20 protein-coding genes and 1 riboswitch are annotated in these 21,351 nt (G+C 69.9%); of the genes, 8 read left to right on the forward strand and 12 right to left on the reverse strand.

Annotated elements, in window-relative coordinates; translation table 11 throughout:
- Positions 1 to 27 precede the first annotated feature (27 nt).
- The 7 genes from hrpA to BJY20_RS02225 form a co-directional block, all read right to left on the reverse strand.
- Complete coding sequence (gene hrpA / locus BJY20_RS02195) at positions 28 to 3,855, reverse strand: ATP-dependent RNA helicase HrpA (protein ID WP_185990027.1); 3,828 nt, start codon at positions 3,853 to 3,855, stop codon at positions 28 to 30.
- A 31-nt stretch (positions 3,856 to 3,886) separates the two neighbouring features.
- Positions 3,887 to 5,152: a GNAT family N-acetyltransferase gene (locus BJY20_RS02200; protein WP_185990028.1), complete on the reverse strand. Its 1,266-nt coding sequence runs from the start codon at positions 5,150 to 5,152 to the stop codon at positions 3,887 to 3,889.
- Between the two features lie 139 nt (positions 5,153 to 5,291).
- Positions 5,292 to 6,446 (reverse strand): hypothetical protein, encoded by a 1,155-nt coding sequence (locus BJY20_RS02205; protein WP_185990029.1) that lies wholly within the window; start codon positions 6,444 to 6,446, stop codon positions 5,292 to 5,294.
- Complete coding sequence (locus tag BJY20_RS02210; RefSeq protein WP_185990030.1) at positions 6,446 to 6,742, reverse strand: hypothetical protein; 297 nt, start codon at positions 6,740 to 6,742, stop codon at positions 6,446 to 6,448. Before BJY20_RS02210 ends, BJY20_RS02205 begins: the two co-directional genes overlap by 1 nt.
- 114 nt (positions 6,743 to 6,856) lie before the next feature.
- Positions 6,857 to 8,176 (reverse strand): bifunctional o-acetylhomoserine/o-acetylserine sulfhydrylase, encoded by a 1,320-nt coding sequence (locus tag BJY20_RS02215; RefSeq protein ID WP_185990031.1) that lies wholly within the window; start codon positions 8,174 to 8,176, stop codon positions 6,857 to 6,859.
- A gap of 15 nt (positions 8,177 to 8,191) precedes the next feature.
- A riboswitch (SAM riboswitch) is annotated at positions 8,192 to 8,304 on the reverse strand.
- 75 nt (positions 8,305 to 8,379) lie between these two features.
- Positions 8,380 to 8,799, reverse strand: coding sequence for a hypothetical protein (locus BJY20_RS02220; protein WP_185990032.1), 420 nt, complete (start codon positions 8,797 to 8,799; stop codon positions 8,380 to 8,382).
- Positions 8,786 to 9,154, reverse strand: coding sequence for a hypothetical protein (locus BJY20_RS02225; RefSeq protein ID WP_185990033.1), 369 nt, complete (start codon positions 9,152 to 9,154; stop codon positions 8,786 to 8,788). The genes BJY20_RS02220 and BJY20_RS02225 overlap by 14 nt, the downstream gene beginning before the upstream one ends.
- A 41-nt stretch (positions 9,155 to 9,195) precedes the next feature.
- Here BJY20_RS02225 and BJY20_RS02230 point away from each other — a divergent pair, with 41 nt between their 5' ends.
- Complete coding sequence (locus BJY20_RS02230; RefSeq protein ID WP_185990034.1) at positions 9,196 to 10,701, forward strand: carboxyl transferase domain-containing protein; 1,506 nt, start codon at positions 9,196 to 9,198, stop codon at positions 10,699 to 10,701.
- Positions 10,702 to 10,704: 3 nt separating this feature from the next.
- Here BJY20_RS02230 and BJY20_RS02235 read toward each other — a convergent pair whose 3' ends face one another.
- On the reverse strand, positions 10,705 to 11,136 hold the full coding sequence (locus BJY20_RS02235) for a hypothetical protein (protein ID WP_185990035.1): 432 nt from the start codon (positions 11,134 to 11,136) through the stop codon (positions 10,705 to 10,707).
- A gap of 98 nt (positions 11,137 to 11,234) precedes the next feature.
- Here BJY20_RS02235 and BJY20_RS02240 point away from each other — a divergent pair, with 98 nt between their 5' ends.
- The 3 genes from BJY20_RS02240 to BJY20_RS02250 all read left to right on the forward strand — a co-directional run bounded on the left by BJY20_RS02240 (position 11,235) and on the right by BJY20_RS02250 (position 13,573).
- Positions 11,235 to 11,693 (forward strand): helix-turn-helix domain-containing protein, encoded by a 459-nt coding sequence (locus tag BJY20_RS02240; RefSeq protein ID WP_185990036.1) that lies wholly within the window; start codon positions 11,235 to 11,237, stop codon positions 11,691 to 11,693.
- Positions 11,694 to 11,746: 53 nt separating this feature from the next.
- Positions 11,747 to 12,046, forward strand: coding sequence for a HepT-like ribonuclease domain-containing protein (locus BJY20_RS02245; protein ID WP_185990037.1), 300 nt, complete (start codon positions 11,747 to 11,749; stop codon positions 12,044 to 12,046).
- 153 nt (positions 12,047 to 12,199) lie between these two features.
- Entirely contained in the window at positions 12,200 to 13,573 is a 1,374-nt protein-coding gene (locus BJY20_RS02250; protein WP_185990038.1) for an L-serine ammonia-lyase, read from the forward strand.
- Between the two features lie 12 nt (positions 13,574 to 13,585).
- On the opposite strand, the gene BJY20_RS02255 is transcribed toward BJY20_RS02250, so the two are convergent.
- Together BJY20_RS02255 and BJY20_RS02260 are read right to left on the reverse strand one after the other, a co-directional pair.
- Complete coding sequence (locus BJY20_RS02255; protein ID WP_185990039.1) at positions 13,586 to 14,041, reverse strand: DUF2510 domain-containing protein; 456 nt, start codon at positions 14,039 to 14,041, stop codon at positions 13,586 to 13,588.
- Positions 14,042 to 14,049: 8 nt separating this feature from the next.
- The gene (locus BJY20_RS02260) at positions 14,050 to 15,756 is read right to left on the reverse strand and encodes an NERD domain-containing protein (protein WP_185990040.1); all 1,707 of its coding nucleotides are present in this window, start codon (positions 15,754 to 15,756) and stop codon (positions 14,050 to 14,052) included.
- 183 nt (positions 15,757 to 15,939) lie between these two features.
- On the opposite strand from BJY20_RS02260, the gene BJY20_RS02265 reads away from it, so the two are divergent.
- Entirely contained in the window at positions 15,940 to 16,713 is a 774-nt protein-coding gene (locus BJY20_RS02265) for a hypothetical protein (protein WP_185990041.1), read from the forward strand.
- A 172-nt stretch (positions 16,714 to 16,885) separates the two neighbouring features.
- Here BJY20_RS02265 and BJY20_RS02270 read toward each other — a convergent pair whose 3' ends face one another.
- Positions 16,886 to 17,356, reverse strand: a complete 471-nt coding sequence (locus BJY20_RS02270; RefSeq protein WP_185990042.1) for a hypothetical protein — start codon at positions 17,354 to 17,356, stop codon at positions 16,886 to 16,888.
- Positions 17,357 to 17,457: 101 nt separating this feature from the next.
- On the opposite strand from BJY20_RS02270, the gene BJY20_RS02275 reads away from it, so the two are divergent.
- Positions 17,458 to 18,915: a cellulase family glycosylhydrolase gene (locus BJY20_RS02275; protein WP_221935221.1), complete on the forward strand. Its 1,458-nt coding sequence runs from the start codon at positions 17,458 to 17,460 to the stop codon at positions 18,913 to 18,915.
- Positions 18,916 to 18,946: 31 nt separating this feature from the next.
- On the opposite strand, the gene BJY20_RS02280 is transcribed toward BJY20_RS02275, so the two are convergent.
- Positions 18,947 to 20,593: an HNH endonuclease signature motif containing protein gene (locus tag BJY20_RS02280; RefSeq protein WP_185990044.1), complete on the reverse strand. Its 1,647-nt coding sequence runs from the start codon at positions 20,591 to 20,593 to the stop codon at positions 18,947 to 18,949.
- 98 nt (positions 20,594 to 20,691) lie between these two features.
- On the opposite strand from BJY20_RS02280, the gene BJY20_RS02285 reads away from it, so the two are divergent.
- Together BJY20_RS02285 and BJY20_RS02290 are read left to right on the forward strand one after the other, a co-directional pair.
- Positions 20,692 to 20,895 (forward strand): hypothetical protein, encoded by a 204-nt coding sequence (locus BJY20_RS02285; RefSeq protein WP_185990045.1) that lies wholly within the window; start codon positions 20,692 to 20,694, stop codon positions 20,893 to 20,895.
- A 49-nt stretch (positions 20,896 to 20,944) separates the two neighbouring features.
- Entirely contained in the window at positions 20,945 to 21,337 is a 393-nt protein-coding gene (locus tag BJY20_RS02290) for a (deoxy)nucleoside triphosphate pyrophosphohydrolase (protein ID WP_185990046.1), read from the forward strand.
- Positions 21,338 to 21,351: the final 14 nt, after the last annotated feature.

Genomic DNA, 21,351 nt, shown 5'->3' on the forward strand with positions numbered 1-21,351 from the left:
CCCATTCCCGCGCCGACGGCGGCCCGGTCAGTCCGTGGGGACCGCGGCGATGGCGGCACGCACGCGCTTGGCGGAGACCGAGTAGGCGGTCCCCAGGGACTGGGCGAAGAGGGAGACGCGCAGCTCCTCGATCATCCAGCCGATGTCGACGACGTCCTGGGCCCGGCGGCGCAGCGGGCCCAACGCCTCGAGCAGGTCGGCGTAGGCGGACTCCACGGAGTCGATCGCCTCCTGGTGGCCCGCATCCCGGCGCGGGTTCTCGGCGGCGCGCTCCAGGCGCACGAGGATCCCGCGCAGGTAGCGGCGCAGGTCGGGCAGTTTCGCCACGCCGGTGTCCGCGATGAAGTCGGGGCGCACGAGACCGTCGAGCTGGGCGCGGGCATCGGCGACGGTCCCGGTCAGGGCCGGGGAGCCCATCCGCTCAAGCAGGCGCAGCACCTCGCTGCGCTGGGCGAGCACGGGCTCGACCTCGGCGACGATCGTCAGCACCCGCTGGGCGATGTGCGTGCGAGTGGCCTTCAGCGCCTCGTCGAAGGCGGCGGCGGTGCGCACCGGCCCGTCGACGTGCTGGGTGACTATGTCGTCGACGGCAGCAGCGAGGGCGTCCTCGAGGAGCGTGGGGACGGAGCCGTGGGGGTTGTCCGCGAGCGCGAGCTTCTGCGCGTTGGTCAGTCGGGCGAGCACACGCTTCCACGGCGGGATCGTGTTCAGCAGGAGCAGGCGACGCACGCCGTCGCGGTGGGCGGCGCGGGCCTGCTGCTCGTCCGGCAGCACGCGCAGGGCGACGGACCTCCCTTCGTCCACCAGCGCCGGGTAGCCGAGCACGGTGTGCTTGCCCGCCCTGGTGCTGAAGGTCTGCGGCAGGTCGTCGATGTCCCACCCGGTCAGGCCGGTGCGCTCGATGGAGGCGCCTGCGCGCGACATCCGCTGCTGCAGGTGGCCGGCCATCTGCTCGGCGAGCTCGCTGAGGTCCTTGCCGCGGCCCAGGCGACGGCGGCGCTGGTCCTCGACGACGAAGGTGACGCGCAGGTGGTCGGGGACCTTCGAGAAGTCCCACTCCCCCTCGTCGATGCGCAGTCCGGCGCGGCGGCCCAGGACGCCGGAGAGCTGGCTGGTGATCGACGTGCCGGCGTGCGGATCGAGCTCGGCCAGGGCGGCACGGGCGTGGTCGGGGGCGGGCACGAGGTGGCGGCGGGTGGCCTTGGGCAGGGACTTGATCAGGGCGGCGACGAGCTCGGCGCGCAGGCCCGGCACCTGCCAGTCGAAGCCGGCCGGGGTCAGCTGGTTGAGCACCGCGACGGGCACGTGCACGCTCACCCCGTCGTCCTCCTGGCCGGGCTCGAACTGGTAGGTGACGGCGAGCTCGAGGCCGTCACTGCGCCAGCGCTTCGGGTAGTCGCTCGTGCTCACTGCCTCGGCGTCGTCGCGGGTGAGGCGCTCCTGGGTCATCGTCAGCAGCTCGGGCTGATCGTGGCGCGCCTTCTTCCACCACGAGTCGAAGTGCGCCCCCGAGACGATCTCCGCGGGGAGTCGCTCGTCGTAGAACTCGACGATGTCCTCCTCGTCGACGAGCAGGTCTCGGCGGCGGGCGCGCTCCTCGAGCTGCTCGAGGGTGCGCACCAGCTTGCGGTTGGCGGTGAGGAAGTCGTGGCGGCCGTCCCAGTCCCCCTCGACGAGCGCGTGCCGGATGAACAGCTCACGGCTGACGACCGGGTCGATCTTCCCGTAGGAGACGGGCCGGCCGACGACGAGCGGGACACCGAAGAGGGTCACCCGCTCGCTCGCCTGGACGGAGGCGGCCTTCTTGCTCCACCGCGGCTCGGAGTAGGTCCGCTTGACCAGGTGGGCGCCGGCGCGCTCGGCCCAGACCGGGTCGATCCGGGCGCTCGAGCGGGCCCACAGCCGGGAGGTCTCGACCAGCTCCCCCGCCATGACGAAGGGGGGCTGTCGCTTGAAGTTGGTCGTCCCCGGCTGGATGGAGAAGCGGGCGCCGCGGGCGCCGAGGTAGTCGCGCTTGTCCGGATCGCGCAGGCCGACGTGGCTGAGCAGGCCGGTCAGCAGGGCTTGGTGGATGGTGTCCCAGTCCGGCTCGCCGTCGCGGGCGGCGGTGCGCTGCCGGGTGTCGAGCTTGCGCTGCTTGGCGGCGCGGACGAGCTGGGAGTGCAGGTCCTGCCACTCACGGATGCGCAGGTAGTGCAGGTACTCGCGCTTGCACATCCGGCGGAATGCGCTGCTGGACAGGGCCTTCTGCTGGTCCTTGACGTAGGTCCACAGGTTCCACCAGCCGGCGAAGTCCGATCCCTCCTGCCGGAAGCGCGCGTGCTGCTGGTCGGCCTGCGAGCGCTTGTCGACCGGCCGCTCACGCGGGTCCTGGATCGACATCGCGGCGACGATGACGAGCACCTCGGTGGTGCAGCCGAGCCGGTCGGCCTCGATGAGCATCCGACCCAGCTTCGGGTCGACGGGCAGCCGGGCCAGCGTCTTGCCGGTCGGCGTGAGGCGCCGGCCACCGCCGCGACGCCCTGACTTCGCCCCCTTCGTTCCCTGGGCAGCGGCGCCCTCGGTGTCGAAGGCCTGCAGCTCCTGCAGGAGGCGGACGCCGTCGGTGATCTGGCGGGCGTCCGGCGGCTCGACGAAGGGGAAGCGGGCGACGTCCCCGAGGCCGAGGGAGGTCATCTGCAGGATGACGCTGGCGAGGTTGGTGCGCAGGATCTCGGGGTCGGTGAACTCGGGCCGAGCCTCGAAGTCCTCCTGCGAGTACAGCCGGATACAGATGCCCTCGGCGATGCGGCCGCAACGACCGGCGCGCTGGTTGGCCGAGGCCTGGGAGACGCGCTCGATCGGTAGGCGCTGGACCTTGGTGCGCTGGGAGTAGCGCGAGATGCGGGCGGTCCCGACGTCGATGACGTAGCGGATGCCGGGCACGGTCAGCGAGGTCTCGGCGACGTTGGTGGCCAGCACGATCCGGCGTCCGGAGTGCGAGGAGAAGACCCGGTGCTGCTCGGCCGCAGACAGCCGGGCGAAGAGCGGGACGATCTCGGTGTCGGGCAGCTGCATCGACGTCAGGGCCTCCTGCGCGTCGCGGATCTCCCGCTCACCGGAGAGGAAGACGAGCACGTCACGCGGCCCGCCCGGGTCTGGCTCGGTCCACAGCTCCTCGACCGCCCGGCAGATGCCGGTGACCTGATCATCGTCCTCGGCGCCGTCGCCGTCCTGCTCGCCGAGCGGGCGGTAGCGCACCTCGACCGGGTAGGTGCGCCCGGAGACCTCGATGATCGGCGCGGGCTCGCCGCTCTCATCAGCGAAGCTGGCCGCGAAGCGCTCCGGGTCGATCGTCGCCGAGGTGATGATGACCTTCAGGTCCGGACGGCGCGGGAGCAGCTGCGCCAGGTAGCCGAGGATGAAGTCGATGTTCAACGAGCGCTCGTGGGCCTCGTCGATGATGATCGTGTCGTAGCGGCGCAGATCCCGGTCGCGCTGCATCTCGTTGAGCAGGATGCCGTCGGTCATCACCTTCACCGCGGTGGCATCGCTGCTGTGGTCGGCGAAGCGCACCTGGTACCCGATCAGCTCCCCGAGCTCGACCTGCATCTCCTGGGCGATGCGCTCGGCGACGGAGCGAGCGGCGATGCGGCGGGGCTGGGTGTGCCCGATCTGGCCGGTGGTGCCGCGGCCGACCTCGAGGGCGATCTTGGGCAGCTGGGTGGTCTTGCCGGAGCCGGTCTCCCCCGCGACGATGACGACCTGGTGCTCGCGCAGGGCGGCGGCGATGTCGTCCTTGCGGGCGACGACCGGCAGCTCCTGGGGGTAGTGCAGGTCCTCCGCCGCAAGGGGTTCACGGACGGGGGTGGGCATGCGGGTCAGGATACGTGCGCTCCCGTCCCCGTCAGAAGTCGATCGTCCCGACCGGGCCGACGGCCGTTCGCAGGGCGGCGTCGAGCTCGGCCACGGCACCGGGTCGGTGCTCGGTGACGAAGCCCGCGGCTGCCCGCGCGCCGAGGGTCTGGCCACCGAGCCACGCCGCGCCGAGGTCGCCGATGTCGAGGGTCAGATCCGCAGTGGCATCGGTGCGCGTGACGGCAGCGTCGGCGCCAGTGGAGGTCCAGCGCCAGGCGCCGGCGTTGTCCTGGAGGATCTCGTCGCGGACCTCTACGACGAGGTCGACGTCAGCGGCGTGACCACGCTCGGCGACGGCGGCCGGCAGATCGACGATCCGCAGCCACATGTTGTCGCTCACCCCGCTGCCACCGAGCGACCGGGGCGAGGGCAGCCACAAGGCGAGGACGTCGTCGGGAGCGACCCAGTACTCGGTGGTGCCCATCAGGTCGATGTCGACGAGTCGCTCGGCGAGCGCCAGCCGCGCGCCCGCGTCGGTGGAGACGAGGAAGAAGACGCCGACGGTGCCGTCGGGTTTCCCGTGGGTCCACTTCGGCGTGCGGTGGAAGTACGCGGCACCGACGTCGCGGCGCTCGCGGGTGGCCCACAGCAGCCGGGCGGGCTCGCGGGTCCCCCTGCTCTCGGGGTTGTCGGCGAGGAGCCGCTCGCTGTCCTGCGGGCTGCGCACGATGTGCCCGGCCCCGGTGCGGGCGCACTCCCTCGCCAACGCGTGCCAGCGCCTCCCCTGGTCTGGGCTCGCGGTGGTCGTGCGCAGGGTGGTCGCGTCGGCGACCTCCCGGACCGCGGACGGCGCGGCGAAGGTCGTGCCGCGCCCGAAGGAGGACATCACCGTCGAACTGGTCACGCCGTAGCCGAAGCGGCCGTAGATCCCCGGCTCGGAGGCTTTGAGGACGCTGATCGAGCGCCCCTGCTCGTCCCGGGTCCAGCGCAGGTGCTCACGGATCAGCGCGGTGAGCACGCCCCGGCGTCGGTGGTCGGGGTGCACGCCCACCCAGGTCAGCCCCTCGACCGGGCGAAGGGAGGCACCCCCGCCTGCCGCGGGGACGGACAGCTCGACGTCCCAGGACGCAGCGATGCCGGCGGCCTCGCCGTTGACCCGGGCGATCCACGCCGCTCTGGTCGGTGTGTCGGCCAAGGCGACCTCGCGCGGGGTGCGCAGGTCGTCGGCCCAGACGAGCTGGTCCATGTCGAGGACGGCGTCGACCTGGGCAGGGTCGTCCGGGTCGATCCGGTGCACGGTCACGCGAGTGGTCATGCCGTCGATCCTGCGCCCCTCGGGCCGCTCGGGCAATGTCATTTTCGGCGGTAAGGGTGCTAGACGGGGTGTCGCGCGGCAGTTCGCGGCCGTGGCGATCGCGGAGGCCCGGAAACCCGGGAGTCCGTGGAGGTATGCCTCACGAACCGCCGCGCGACACACCATGTTTGGTGGTGCGGGGCCCGACCGTGCCCGCCGTCGTGCGGGCCGTGCGAACCGTGCTGTCCACCTTGTCCGCCGCGGCGACCGAGTACTTCAGGACGTGCACGCCCTTGGTCACGTGGCCCGATCCGGCGATCGCGGCCCAGTCGGAGGTCATGTTGGTGATCAGCCGGATGCCGGTGGCGTCGTCGAAGGCGTCCCGGACGGCGTGCTTGGCGCCGACCTTCGCTCCTGCCGTCGTCTGCTTGGCCTTGGCCCCGGCCTTGTGCCGCAGGCGCGTCGGCGCGCTCCCGGATGCTCCGGCGGGGTTGCCCCGGCGCGCCTTCGCCGCGGCCGTCTCGCTCGCGCGTCTGGCTCTCCGCGCGGCGGCGTCGACCTTGGCGCCCGCTCCCACGGGGACCTTCACCACGTTGAAGAGGGTCTGCTTGGTGGCCTTCGCCGCACCCGCGTAGCTGCCCTGGTCGTAGAAGGCGCGCAGCCCGAGCTTGCCGATCGGGTCAGCGAACTGCAGCAGTGCGATCGGGCGAAAGGCCGGCACGAAGTCGGTCAGGACATTGTCGACGGCCCTGCTCTGACCGAGAGAACTCAACCCCTCGAAGAGGTCGTATCCCCACGGGTCCGTCGAGGCCTGCCCGACGTCCGCGAGGCGCCGGGCAACGGCCTCCTCATCGAGCGTCGCCTCCTCGCCCTCGCGTTGGTACCGCCGCTTGGCGAACTCACGCTGGTCAGCGGCGTCCCGCCACTCCCGGTCGGCACGCGCGTAGTCCGGGTCCTCGGGCGACATCGTCTCCAGCCGCGCCCTGAGACGGTCGGACTCGGTGACGTACGCGTCGTAGGTCTCGCGCGCCAACTTCATGACGTCCTGCGACTCGGCGAGCCGGTCCGCGTAGGGCACGATCGCCTGTGCGGCCTCCTCCAGCGTGCCCGCGAGTTGGTTCAGGGTCTGCGGGACCTCCCCGACCCGCGAGGCGAAGGCCGCGCCCGAGGGCGAGTCCCACACCCCCTTCGTCGAGACCTCGTGCAACCGCGCGGCCGCCTCGCGCATCACCTCCGCGCGGACTGCCAACGTGCGAGCCTCGGCGCGCAACCGGCCCGGTTCACCCTGCTCCGTGCGGAAGAGCGGCAGCGCCATCAGGAGGTGCCCCGGAAGAGCAGACCGATCTGCCGCTCGGCGCTGATGAAGCAGCCACCGGCGTCCTGGGCCAGGTCGCGCAGCGCACGCAGTCGGTCGCACACCTCGACCCGGACCAGTTCCTGATCACCGAGGACGCCGTCCATGGCGCGCTCGCCGGTGCCGGACGGAAACCCGTAGACGGCCACGTCCGACGTCCGCGTCGCCGCCTCCTCCAGGAGGTCGGCGATGCTCCCGAGGCGATCGCCGAGATTGGCGATGCCCTCGCCGTCGATCGAGATCCCGTAGCCACCCATGTCGACCACGCTAGAGAAGAACGCCGCGGGGCCCGTGGATTTCTCCACAGGCCCCGCGGCGCCCTTCGAGGCTCGGCCGTGGACGGCCTCACACCTCAGGGAACGTGGGGAGGGTCAGGCCTTCGCGGCGGCGAAGCCCTGCTCGAGGTCGGCGATGATGTCGTCGGAGCTCTCCAGTCCGACGGACAGACGCACCAGCCCGGGGGTGACGCCAGCGGCCAAGCGGTCCTCCTCCGGGCCCTGCGAGTGGGTCGTCGACGCGGGGTGGATCACCAGCGAGCGCACGTCACCGATGTTGGCCAGGTGGCTGTGCAGGGTCAGGCCCTCGACGAACTTCCTGCCCGCCTCGAGGCCACCGGCGATCTCGAAGGAGATGACGGAACCGGCTCCCTTCGGCGTGTACTTCTGGGCCAGGTCGTGGCTCGCGCTGGTGGGCAGGGACGCCCAGATGACCTTCTCGACCTGCGCGTGGCCACCGAGGAAGTCGGCGATCGTGCGCGTGTTCGCCAGGTGGCGGTCCATCCGCAGGCTGAGCGTCTCGATGCCCTGGTCGATGAGGAAGGCGTTGAACGGCGAGACCGCCTGGCCGAGGTCGCGCAGCAGCTGCACGCGCGCCTTGAGGATGAAGGCGAGGTTCGCGCCGAGCACGCCGCCCTCGCCCAGGTCCGGGCCGTAGCGCAGGCCGTGGTAGCTCTCGTCGGGCTGGTTGAAGCCGGGGAACTTCTCCGGGTCGGCGGCGTAGTCGAAGTTCCCGCTGTCCACGATGACCCCGGCGATCGAGGTGCCGTGGCCGCCGAGGAACTTCGTCGCGGAGTGGACGACGACGTCGGCGCCGTGCTCGATCGGGCGCAAGTTGTAGGGGGTGGCGATGGTGTTGTCGACGATCAGCGGCACACCTGCCTCATGAGCGATGCCCGCAATTCCTGCAACGTCCAGCACGACGTCCTTGGGGTTGCCGACGGTCTCGCCGAAGAGGGCCTTCGTGTTCGGCCGGATCGCGGCCTGCCACTGCTCGAGGTCGCTCGGGTCCTCCACGAGGGAGACCTCGATGCCGAACTTCGGCAGCGTGAACTTGAAGAGGTTGACCGTCCCGCCGTAGAGCGCGGCGCTGGCCACGACGTGGTCGCCCGCCTCGGCGACGTTCATCAGCGCCATCGAGGTCGCGGACATGCCCGAGGACACCAGCAGTGCGCCGGTCCCGCCCTCGAGGGCGGCGATCTTGCTCTCGACCGCCTCCTGGGTCGGGTTGGTGATCCGGGTGTAGATCGGCCCGAGCTCGGACAGCGCGAAGCGGTTCTTCGCGGTCTCGGTGTCCGGGAAGACGAACGAGGTCGTCTGGTGGATCGGCAGCGCCCGCGAGCCGGTCGTCGGGTCAGGTGCCTGGCCGGCGTGGATCTGCTTGGTCTCGAAATTCCACGTGGACGGGTCGGACATGTCTGTGCTCCTGGTGGTGCGCGCTTGTCCGTGGCGGTCGCCACGGGCCAGGTCGTCTCCCGGGGCACCCCACCGCGGAGGAGGGTTGCCGGTCAGCGAGCCGGGGCTTGTCGCTGACGCTCTGGACCTGCCCACGAGCATACGAGACCGGCTCCGGTCCGCGAGAGGGCGTCTCACCTCCCGGGCGAAGGGGGTGGCCCCGGTCACTCCCCCGCGCTGCGGGGGGCCATCCGGACCCTGCGGATCCACCACAGCCCGACGAAGGGGAGGACGAGCGGCGCGTAGCCGTAGCCGGACCCGTAGTGGGACCAGACGGTCTTGTCCGGGAAGAGCTCGGGCACGAGGTAGGACAGGGTGCCCACGGACAGCACCCCGATCGCCTCGACGAGGATCGCGCCGGTGGCGATGCGGGCGCCGGTGGGTCCCCCCTTCGCCAGGGCCAGGGTCGCGACGATGTAGATCACGGCCGCGAGGGCGGAGAGCACGTACGCCAGCGGCGCCCGGTCGAAGTACTGGGTCAGCTGCAGGACCGAGCGACCGGTCGCGGCGAGCGCGAGTACGGCGTAGACGGCCACGACGACCCGGCCCGGTCCCGCGCCGGTGCGCACGTCAGGCGGGGCCATGGAGGTCCCAGATCTGCAGGATGCGGTAGGCCATGACGCCGACGGTGAAGGCGCCGGCGATGACGACGCCCATGGCCCACCGGGTCTTCTCCTTCAGCGCGATGAAGACGACGATCGGCGGGATGATCGGCAGGGTCAGCGCGTAGGCGAGCATCGTCGCGCCCTGCCCGGTCCCGGTGACCTTGGCCTGCGCGAAGGCGCAGGTGACCGCCAGGACGAGGAGGGAGAGCTCGACGACAGCGGTGACGAGGAGCATCCCGTCGTCGACGAGGCGGTCGATGAGCATGTAGAGCATGGCCATCACCCCGAGCACGCCGACGGCGACGAGCACGACAGTGGTCAACGGCACAAGCACGGAGAAAGAGTACCCAGCGCGGTGACTGGCAGGATCACTGCATGAGTTCCGCTCGCCTGACTGCCCACGAACTGATCGACACGGTCGTCGACGAGGACACCTTCCTCTCCTGGGACGGGCCCCTCGATCTCGCCGGCCTGGACGAGACCTACCTGGACTCGCTGGAGCGGGCCGCCGAGCGCGCCGGCACCGACGAGTCCGTGATCACGGGGTCGGCCCGGATCCACGGCCACGACGTCGCGCTGATCGTCGGTGAGTTCCGTTTCCTCGGCGGCTCCATCGGTCGCGCCGCCGCCGGGCGAATCGTCGCCGCGGTCCGGCGGGCCACCACGCAGCGTCTGCCGCTGATCGCCGCGACCGCCAGCGGTGGCACACGCATGCAGGAGGGCACGCCCGCCTTCGTGACGATGATCGACATCTCCGCGGCCGTCGTCGCGCACAAGGCTGCGGGCCTGCCCTACCTCGTCTACCTGCGTCATCCCACGACCGGTGGGGTCTTCGCGTCGTGGGGGTCCTTGGGGCACATGACGATCGCCGAGCCGGAGGCGCTCATCGGTTTCCTCGGTCCGGTCGTCTACGAGACGGTCAACGGCGAGCCCTTCCCCGAAGGTGTGCAGCTCGCGGAGAACCTCGTCGAGAAGGGCATCGTCGATGCCGTCGTGCCCACCGACCAGCTCGCCGGGATCGCTGCACGTGCCCTGACACTGCTGTCGGCGACCACCGAGCGGCACACGCACCCGGACGCCCGGGACGCCTCCCCCGGCTCCCCCGCTGCGGAGGGTGAGGACCCGGTCTGGCACGTCACCCCCTTCACCTCCCGGCCGGAACCGACGCAGGAGGAGATCGACGAGCTGTGGTCGGCGATCACGGTGACGCGACGGGCGGACCGCCCCGGCGTGCGCGAGCTGCTGCGGTACGCCGCGGACGATGTGATCCCGCTCAACGGGACCGGGTACGGGGAGTCGGACAAGGGCGTGATGCTGGCGCTGGCGTCCTTCGGCGGGCGCCCGTGTGTGCTCGTCGGGCAGGACCGGCGCTACCAGGTCGCCGAGTCGATGGGCCCGGCCGCGCTGCGCGAGGCCCGGCGCGGGATGGTCATGGCCACAGAGCTGGGGCTGCCCCTGGTCACGGTCATCGACACCCCCGGCGCGGACCTCTCCCCGCACGCGGAGGAGGGCGCGCTGGCCGGGGAGATCGCCCGCTCGATCGCGGACATGACCGCACTGACGGTGCCGAGCGTCTCGGTGCTGCTCGGTGAGGGCACCGGCGGTGGCGCCCTGGCGATGCTGCCCGCCCGTCGGGTCATCGCCTCGAGCAACGCGTGGCTCTCCCCGCTACCGCCGGAGGGTGCCAGCGCGATCCTCTTCAAGGACACCGACCACGCTCCCCTGCTCGCCGCCCGTCAGCGCGTCGGCGCGGTCCAGATGCAGCAGGACGGCCTGGTCGACGTCATCGTCCCGGAGGAGCCGGCCGCGCACGAGGACCCGGAGGGCTTCGCTGAGGCGATCGGTGCCGCGATCACCGAGCAGATCAACGAGTTGCTGTAGGCCTCATCCGGCCGTCCGCAGCTGCTCCCACCGCGGCATCTCGACAACGCCGTGGATGGTGGCGAGGTAGGTGCCCAGCAACGGGACGTCGTGCTCGCGGCAGGAGGCGATCGCCGCCTCGTGCCAGGCCCGCGCCTCGTCGTCGGGCTGCAGACCGCGCGGTCGACCGACGGCGACGACGATGCCGCTGAGCACGTCGCCGAGGCCGCCGAGGAAGGTGTCGAAAACCTCGCGCCGTCGCAGGTATGGCTCGCCGTCGAGATCGGTGATCGCGACGGGTTGCAGCAACCGATCGCCGTCGCCGCAGAGCAGGATGCTCAGGCACCCGGTCTCGCGGTCGCTCTCGCGCACGACGAGGTCGACGACGTCGGGTGCGATGTCGGTGTCGGTCAGGGGTCGGGTGGGCCAGTCACTGGGCAGGTTGTCGAATGTCATGCCCTTCAGCATGGCCACATCGAGCCCGGGCGCCGCGAGGCTTTCCACAGGCCACTGCGGGACCGACCTTCGATAACGCGGCGCGTTATCATAGGGTCATGGCCGACGACTATGCACGCTTTCTGCGCGAGCGACGCGCGATTCTCAGCATGTCGCAACGGGACCTCGCCCAAGCGTCCGGGGTCAAGCAACCTTTGATCGCCGCAATCGAGTCGGGGCGGCGGCACCCGTCGCAACCGTCGCGGGCAGCGATCGATGGCGCTGTGGCGATGCGCCCCTCGGTGGCGCTGGCCGCACGACGCCAGCAGGTTCGGGACATCTTCGCCCGTGCGGGTCTTCCGGAGCCCACGGTGTTCGGGTCCGTGGCGCGTGGCTGCGATCGCACCGACTCCGACATCGACTTGATGGTGGACTTCACTGATCGACACGACATCGTCGACCTGTTGACGCTGGAGGCCGAGCTCTCGGCCCTGCTCACCTTTCCGGTGGATCTGGTCGACGCCCGGATGCGCGGCGTGGTCACGGGCAGCGGAGCCATCGAGGCTGTTGCACTGTGACCGCCACCCCGGACGACGGCGCACGCGTTCAGCATCGACTCGATGACTTGTCCATGTTCGGCGGTGACGCTGCCTACACGGTGAGCCTCGGCATCGACGCCTATCTCGCCGACAGCCCACACGGTCGGGTGCTGCGCAACAGCGGTCGGCACATCCTCATCCAGGTGGCGACGGTGGCCGAGAAGTTGCCGGCAGACTTCAAGCAGGCTCACGACTCCGTCGACTGGATCGCTCTCGCCCACATGCGCAACCTCATCGCCCATCACTACGACAAGGTGGATGATCGCTTGGTGTTCGCCGCCTTGGAGCGTCGGATCCCCGCCCTGCTCGATGCCTTGGGGAAATCGACCTGACGGAAGCACTTCCGCCCACGCGGTGCGTGGGACCCAGCACCTCAGGGACCGCCTCCTCGCCCAGACAGCGCAGGTAGTGTGATGTGCGGCACGTCGTCCACCCATGACGGCTGTCGTCCGTGCCCCCACCCGAGCACCCAGGAGTGACGTTCCGTGGCACTCAGTGTCTTCGACCTCTTCTCGATCGGCATCGGCCCGTCGAGCTCGCACACCGTCGGCCCGATGCGGGCGGCGGTGACCTTCGGCGAGACCCTCCGCGAGGAGGGTGTCCTCGATCAGGTCCGCCGGGTCAAGGGCGAGCTGTTCGGCTCGCTGGGCGCGACCGGCCACGGTCACGGCTCCAACACCGCCGTCCTGCTCGGGCTGTCCGGCGAGCGCCCCGAGGTCTGCGACCCGCGCTCGGTCGCCGGTCAGCTGAGCGAGATCCGCGAGTCGGGCCGTCTCTCGCTGCTCGGGGAGCACGAGATCGATTTCGATGGCGACGAGGACCTCGTGCTGCACCGGCGCAAGACCCTGCCGCTGCACCCCAACGGCATGACCTTCACCGCGTGGGGCGAGGACGAGCAGCCGATCAGCAGCCACACGTACTACTCCGTCGGTGGCGGCTTCGTCATCGGTGAGGACGCGTCCGGCTCGACGAAGGTCGTCGCGGACACGACACCGGTCGCCCACCCCTTCACCACCGGCGACCAGCTGCTCGCGATCTGCGAGGAGACCGGCCTGTCGATCGCCCAGGTGATGCTGGAGAACGAGAGGTCCTGGCGCACCGAGGAGGAGGTGCGCGCCGAGCTGCTGCACATCTGGTCGGTCATGCAGGAGTGCATCGACAACGGCGTGCGTAGCGAGGGCGTCCTGCCCGGAGGCCTGAAGGTGCGTCGCCGCGCGCCGGAGCTCTCCCGCCGACTGCGCGCGGAGGGGTCGAGCGACGACCCGCTGCGCGGCATGGACTGGCTGACGCTCTACGCGCTGGCGGTCAACGAGGAGAACGCCGCCGGTGGACGCGTGGTCACCGCACCGACCAACGGTGCGGCCGGGATCATTCCTGCCGTGCTGCGCTACTACGTCGACTTCGTGCCGGGCGCCGACGACGACGGCATCTGCCGCTTCCTGCTCACTGCCGCCGCGATCGGCGTGGTCTACAAGGAGAACGCCTCGATCTCCGGCGCCGAGGTCGGCTGCCAGGGCGAGGTCGGCTCGGCCTGCTCGATGGCCGCAGGCGCGATGGCCGCGGTCCTCGGTGGCTCGGCCGCCCAGGTGGAGAACGCCGCCGAGATCGGCATGGAGCACAACCTCGGCCTGACCTGCGACCCCGTCGGTGGGCTGGTGCAGATCCCGTGCATCGAGCGCAATGCCGTCGCCGCGGTGAAGGCGATCACGGCGGCGCGTACCGCCCTTCGCGGGGACGGCTCGCACGTCGTCTCCCTCGACAAGGTCGTGAAGACCATGCGCGAGACGGGCCGGGACATGAAGGTGAAGTACAAGGAGACCGCGCGTGGCGGCCTGGCCGTCAACGTCATCGAGTGCTGACGGCGGGTCGGCTCAGCCGGGGTACCCGGCCATCTGGTTGTACTTCACGGCCCCCTGGTAGGCGTCGATCATCGACCAGATCCAGGCGCCGAGGGCGATCGGCAGGCCGATGAACCCGATGAGGATCCATCCCAGGCAGACGACCAGGACCCAGCCGCCGATGTAGGCACTGAGGAAGGCCACGCCCGGCCCCATGTCACCGTTGATCATCTGTCCGACACCGGGGACGAAGACGGAGGCCAGCAGCGACAGCGCCGGCTCCTTGCGCGGGAACGGCATCGTCCCGGGAGCGAAGGGGGGCACCTGGCCCCCGTAGTCACCCGGCTGCCCGTAGGGCATCACCTGGCCCTGCGGCGGGGTAGCGGGTGCGGGGGTCTGTGGCACGGACGTGGCGTGCGTCCACTGCTCGCCGTCCCAGTAGCGGCGCTCCCCCTCGTGGTCGTACCAACCCGGTGTGTGCTCGTTCACGTCTTCCCCTACTCCCCTGCCTGCTGATGCGGTGCAGCGTCGACTGTATCCGCCGCCTCGTGCAGGGTCGTGGCCACCTTCTCCCCCGCGTGCGCGATGGCCGCCGGGTCGCCCACGACGACGAGCCGGTCGGTGGCCCGGGACAGGCCGACGTAGAGCCGCTCACGGAAGCGTTCCCTCGTGCCGTCCTCGTTGACGCACAGCACGACGACGCGACGTTCCATCCCCTTCGCCCCGAGGACGTGCCCGAAGAAGACGTCCTCGTCCTCCCAGAAGGTGCGCCAGTACCCGGCCTGGCCGAGCTCCTCCTGGCGCTCGACCTGCACAGGGTGACGGCGACCGGTGGTCAGCAGCGCGATGTGCCCGGGCTCCCACCCCTCGTCGATGAGCAGGTCGACCTGGTCGTCGGCGTCACCGACGGCGTCCTCGGGGTTGGTGGGGATGAAGGTGACGTCCGGACCGTCGCCGCCCTCCAGGCGCATCCGCAGTGGCGCGAGGGGCTTGAAGACCTCGGCGATCTGCTTGGTGTTGCGCAGGTTGTGGTCCAGGACGAGAGGTACGAGCGGGACCGGCGGCCGACCGAAGCGGTTGAACAGGCGTTGGTTCTCGTCGCTGTAGATGAAAAGGCCACCCTCGCTCTCGTCGGTCAGCGCGGCGACGAGCGGGCGCCACCACGACTCGGCGAAGTCCTGCGCCTCGTCGACGACGAAGGAGTCGTAGCGCTCCCCCGGCGGCAGCTCCCCTGCGCGCTCGGCCATGTGGAGCGGGAGGGTCCGCTCCCAGTAGTCGGACTCGTCGCGGGTGCCGGAGGGCAGGCCCCAGAGGTTTGCGAGGTCCTCGAAGGTCCCGACGAAGGCAGGGCGCTGGCGGTGCGGCCACGTCGCGACCTCACGCTTGAAGTGGGTGGCCAGCCCGATCGAGTAGCACAGCAGGGCAACGCGCTCGGCCGGGCGGCCGTCACGCCCGGCCGCCAGCTGGCGGGCCTGGGTGAGGGCGAGGACGGTCTTGCCGCTGCCGGCACCACCGCGGATCTCCACGCGCCGCAGCAGGCGGGTGACGCGCAGGATCTGGCTCTGCTCCTCGGTCAGGCGGTCGGCACGTTGCTGCCGCTCGTCGGCTTCGTCGGCGGCGGACGGGACGGCGTCGGTGCCGCGGGCGGTGAGGATGTCGACGATGACCGCGCAGTCGTCGTCGGTCGGCACACGCAGGTGGGTCTCGAAGCCGAGTGGGATGTCCGCCAGACGCTCGGCGAGGTGGGGTAGGTCCTCCCGGTCGTGGATCATCCACCGAGGGCAGTCGGGCAGGTCGAAGTCCAGACCGAGACCGACGAAGGGGGTGACGACCGCGTGCGCGTACCGCACCGTGGTCCGGGACGAGTGTGCCCACCGCCGGTCGGAACCGACGTACGCGCGCACGGCGTACTTGGAGTCCCGCGCCTGGCCGACCGGGTCGATCGTCCTCCTCCCGCCGTTGCGCTTGATGGTCCAGGTGCCGTCATCGATGCGCACCCCGGTGCCCTTGACCTCGACGACCACCACACCGACGTCCGGCATGACGACGACGAGGTCGGCCTCGTGGTCCTTGCGGGTGTCGGTGAGCCGCAGGTTGGCGATGAGCGTGTCCTGCGGGCGAAGGGAGTCACGCAGCTTCTCCCACACGACCTGCTCGGACTCGGTCGTGAAGCGTGGGTCCTGCGGGATCAGCTGCGGTGCCATGGGAGGAACGTACCGAGCGCCCCCGGTCAGGGCGGTCGACGACAGCCCTTGTGTCTACAACGAATGCCTCACGGTTCACGGCTATTCATAGGATCAGGCGATGCCGGACGTGCATCTTTGCCTTGGCGGCAGAAGCCGTCCACACATTCGCCATTGGCGGCCACCCGGGGGAGCTCGAACCACATGATCGACGTCATTCGACCGACACGCCTGCACACATGCGCCGTGGCCCTGATTGCTTCAGTGGCTCTTGCGGGCTGTGGCGACTCTCCACCCGATCGAGCGGGGACCGTCGGGGAGTCGTCCGCCGACACGGGAGAGGGTGCGGCGGAGGACCGCTCGGAGACCGAAGATGTCGAGCTGGACGCTGTCGGCCAAGAACTGACGAACAAGGAGGCCAAGGCGGCCCTTCCGCCTGTCTCTGCGCTCCCCACGGGGTGGAGCGTGGATCCCGAGAACTCACTCACCGACGACTCCGAGTCCGACGCAGAGCCGGAGGGAACGATCGAGCCTGCCAAGTGTCAGGCGATCATGGACGATCTCTCCGATGAGCAGGACGAGGAGCCCACCGCAAAGGCGTCCCAGACGTACACCGCAGGGATGCTGGGCCCCTTCCTGGGGGTGGAAATCAGCTCCTTCGCAGACGAGGTTCCCGAGGACAGCTTCAAGAAGGTCCTCGATGCCCTCTCCACCTGCTCGGAGATCACCTCTACCGAGGACGGGACGACGACGACATTCAAGATCTCCAGCCTGTCGTTCCCAAATCTGGGTGAGGAGTCCGCGGCCATCCGTATGGCCGGGACAGCCGAGGGAATGCCAGTCGGTCTCGACATGGTCGTAGTTCGCGCTGGGCACAACATCGTGACCTTGTCCCAGGCGTCCGTTGGCGGAGCGACCAGCTCGGACGCTCTGGAGAAGGCTGCCCGGGCGACTGTCACCAACATGGAGTCCGATTAGACCCAAGGACCTCTGTCCCCTTGCCGATGCTTCCACCGACCTTCTCTATCGGTCCTCTATCGACGACTCTCTCCAATTCGTCTCCGTTCGCCGCCTCCCAAGGGGACGAAATGATCGATCCAGGGTCTCCCCCTTCGTAGGGGCGAAGAGGGAGGCGGGGCCGCGGAGGCAATTACTGAGATCCCACCCCATGTGGTGAACGTCGCGACACGATCGCGCAGGCCACGGCAACGACCACCCCGACGACCATGCCGATCACGGTGCCGACGAGCAGGGTGCCGCCGAGCGTCAGGAGGAAGGAGAGGAACCCTCCTGCCAGCAACATGCTCGCCAGGACGGCGTGGACCACGCTGCCGAAGACAACTGCGACGACCGTCGTCGTCCACGCCCCGAGCGCAACCCGTCCTGGGCCTCGCGGCGAGCGGGACATCCACAGGCCGAAGACGAGTGGGATGGCCAGGGCGCCGAGCGAACGCATCGCCCAGTGGGCCCACGAGGGATCGTCGGCCAGGGGCAGGCCGAGCGTGGGCAGCGGCCCGGGTAGACGGATGCCCTCGAGCAGGGCGAGGGGCGGGAACTGACTGACGGCCCACAGCCGGATGGTGGGCACCCCGAGCACGGCGACCACCGCCAGCAGGGTCACGACGCCTGCCCACACCGGCCGTCGCTGTGCCACAACTTCGCCCATCACACGCCGTAGCCTATGGCTCAATCCGCGGGTTGTGGTGAATGAGAGGAGACCACGTGGCACACCTCAGGCGCGATCGAGGTCCGGGCAGTCGGCGCCTGCGCTGGTGGTCGATCGGACTGGTGCTCGCGCTGGTCGTGGCCGGTGGCGCGCTGGCCGGGGCCCGCTCACTCTCGACCACCGAGGACGTCCCCGCTCTCACCGACGAGGAGGGGCGCAGCCTCACCCTGCGCGGGTTCTCCACCGCGGGCAGCGCCAAGCAGGCCCCCGATGGTCTGCCGGACCTACGACCTGCCGACATCGAAGCCGAGTACGCCGACATGGGCACGAACTTCGTGCGGTTCCTCATCTCGTGGCGGGCCGTGGAGCCGGAGCCGGGTCACTACGACCAGGCGTACCTGGACGGCGTCGCCGAGCGGGTGGACTGGTACGCCGAGCGCGGCTATCACGTGATGCTCGACATGCACCAGGACCTGTACGGCACCGAGATCGTCCCGAGTCACGCTGTCGGCAACGGGGCTCCGGGGTGGGCGACCCACAGCGATGGGCTCCCGATCGGTGAGCACGAGATGTGGGAGCTGTACTACCTGGACCCGGGGGTCATCCGCGCCTTCGACAACTTCTGGAACACGACCGGCGAACACCCAGAGCTGCGTACCCACTACGTGGGCGCGTGGGAGGCCGTCGCCGAGCGGTTCGCCGACGAGCCGGCCGTCATCGCCTACGACCTGATGAACGAGCCGTACGGCGGCAGTTTGCAGGGGCCGGCCTTCGAGGCGGGTCCGCTCACTTCGCTTTACCAGTCGGCAGCGGATGCGATCCGTACCGTGGACGACTCGACGTGGCTGTGCCTGGAGCCGCAGGCCATGGGCGTCAACTGGGCCACCCCAACGGGTTTGGGTCCGGTCGACGACCCGCGGGATGGTCCTGCTCGCATCGCCTACTGTCCGCATCTGTATCCGCTGCCCATGGACCTGGGGAGTGGCTACACCGGCACCACCAAGACGCTGGTGGACGGCACCGTGCAGACCTGGCTGACCAACACCCTGCGCACCTCCGAGCGACTCGGGGACGTGCCCGTCGTGCTGGGCGAGTTCGGTCTGGACACCACGAAGCCGGGCGCACTCGAGTACGTCGATGCCGTCTACGACGTGGCCGACGACCACGGGTTCGGCGTCGCCTACTGGTCCCGGGACCCGGGCAGCTGGGGCCCCTACGACGCGGAGGGAGAGCCCCGCAACCTCGTGGCGGCCCTCGACCGCCCTTATCCGCGATCGGTTGCGGGGGCAGTGGGTGCGATCGATGCGGACGAGCACGAGCTCACCTTTGACGTCTCACCGTCCGGGGGGCTGACGGCCGAGGTCTACCTCCCTGACGACTTCTCCCCCGGGCCCGGTCGGCCCGAGGTCACCGTCGACGGTGGCGAGGTCAGCGGATGGGACGGGACACGTCGTGTACTCGAGGTGATGATGGACCCCGAGGCGAGCGAGATCAGCATCCGCGCCGGGTCGTAGGTCTGGCGGGTCTCGAGGTCATCCGGCTGTCTCAGAAGGGCGCCACCTCCGGGAGCCGAGCAAAGACATCGGTCTTCTCTGACGGCTCCCTGTCGACGACGGCCGCCAACCAATCGATGTTCGCCCCCTGCGAAGGGGGCGAGGCCAGCTCTCCCCCTTCGTCCTCCGTGTGGATCCACTGGGCCGGGAAGGTCATGGCAGCAACGCCGCCCGGGCTGATCCACTCGGAGGTACCATCCGCGCTCTGGCGGTGGGTCCACCGGGCGGAGTGCTTGAGCCGGTGGTGGTGGCGGCAGAGTCCGGAGAGGTTGGCCGGGGTGGAGGGACCAGCGGGCCATGGGGTGGCGTGGTCCAGGTCGGCACCGTGCTCGAGTCCGCTCTTGCGGACCCGTCGGTGGCAGCCCCACATGCGACAGACCTCGTCGCGGGCGGCAACGAACTCGCGCATCGAGTCCGTGATGACGTAGCGCGGGTTCGAGGTCTCGACAAGGGTGCCGGTACGGGCGTCGAGGAGGGCTCGGGAGACCCTCGTCTCGAGGTTGCTGACGATGGCGGCCACTGCGTCTGGCGGGATGTAGCCGACGCCGGGGATGTCGCACCCGCTGACCCATGTCGGCGACCCGTTGGGGCCGAGCGACGCCGGGACCTGGGAGGTGACGGCGTCGCCCGCCCACTCCTCGGCGATCACGTCGACCGCATCAGCGCCGTCGCCGGTGACGAGTCGCCCTTCCCGGGCGGTGGGGCCGTGCAGGTCCTGGCCGATCGTCGTTCCGAGTTGGTCACCGTGTGCGCGTTCGCCCCCTTCGTAGGGGGCGAAGGCGATCCGGGACGCCGCTGAGGTGATGACGGGGATGCCCAGGCGGACTTGCGCGGAGACCTCGACGCCGCTCAGGGCGAGGTCGGCCAGGCCCCATGCACGGGCAGCTCCGGCGGTGAGGTCCGGGTCCTCGGTGAGACGTTGTGCAGCGGCCTCATCGATGGCGCACTTCAGTGCCAGTCCGATCTCGCTGGGGAGGGTGGCGTGGAGGTCGGTGGTGCCGACCGGGCCGGCGCTGAAGCGGGCATCCAGTTGCTCGCGGCGGTTGCGCTTGCTCTCGCCGCTCAGCAGGTCGGGTTGAGCGCGCTGGAGGATCCGGCGGCACGCCTTGCGGATCTCGCGCTCCTCCAGCTCGACGATGCGTATCGAGTCGGGGCGGCCGCGCATTGGGGCGAGGAGGTGCTCGACCACGGCTACGACGGCGTGCGGCTCGGCCAGACGGGTCTCCTTGGCGACGATGCCCATGGCCCGCTCCCGAAGTCGACCGTCGGCGATGAGGTCGGCGAGCTCGTGCAGGTCGGTGACTGCGCGGGCAGCGAGGTCGCACCGATCACGGGCTTCGAAGGTGCTGGCCCGCAGGGTGACGCCGACCGCCTCGACAGCGAACTCTGCGACCTCGCCCTGGCGCAGGTGGACGGCGCGGTGGATCCCGTCCGGACCGCGCTCCTCACCCCAGCGCACGGCTTGCCCGATCACCGAGAGCTCCAAGGCATCGGCCGCCCGTCGGAGTCGCTCTGTGGTCTCGAGGACCTGCGTCAGCGTCCGCTCGTCGGCTCGGCCGCCGCGCGCGCTCACCCCCTCGCGGGCGCTACTGAGTCCTCGGAAGGACTCTTCCACCAGGGCCAGCTCTTCTTCGAACATGTGATCGAGTCTGTCAGGGGGGTGTGACAACGCACTGGCGTCCGACCTGCTGAGGCACCAGGGTGTGCAGTGGCAGGGCGAAGGGGGAAAGGACGGCCATGAGCTCCGAACGTTCGCCTCGTGATGAAGAGGTGCTGATGACCGACCTCAAGATCGGCGATCAGTTCAGTTTCGACGGATCCGTATACACCGTGGCGGAGCCGCCCCAGTCAGTTTGGGGCGTGGTTGAGCTGTGGGTCGAGGAGCTGAACTGGCCATTGCAGGGGTCAGAGACCAGCACCGTTGAGCCGATCATCGCCTGATCAACAGGACCTTCTAAGCTCATTGACAGCGCACGTCCGGAAGGAATCTATGAAGAAGTCCATCGACGTGGTCGGTGCAGTCATCGTGTCCGACCACCGAATCCTCTGCGCCCAGCGAGCGACCGGTCCCTTGGCCGAAATGTGGGAGTTTCCGGGCGGGAAGATTGAGGCCGGCGAAACACCAGCAGAGGCACTGAAGCGCGAGGTCACCGAGGAGCTGGGCTGTCAGATCTCTGTCGATGAGCGGATCACGACAACGCGATATGAGTACGACTTCGCCCTGATCACGCTGATGACCTTCTACTGCCGACTCCTCACAGGCGAGCCTGAGCTCACTGAGCACCAAGCCGTGAGGTGGCTGCCAGCGGCGGACCTGTCGCAACTTGATTGGGCGCCAGCGGATGTCCCGGCGGTCCAACTCATTCAGGCGACGTACATGTAACGAATCACGGTATC

This window comes from Janibacter cremeus, from assembly GCF_013409205.1.
GTDB classification, from domain to species: Bacteria; Actinomycetota; Actinomycetes; order Actinomycetales; family Dermatophilaceae; genus Janibacter; species Janibacter cremeus.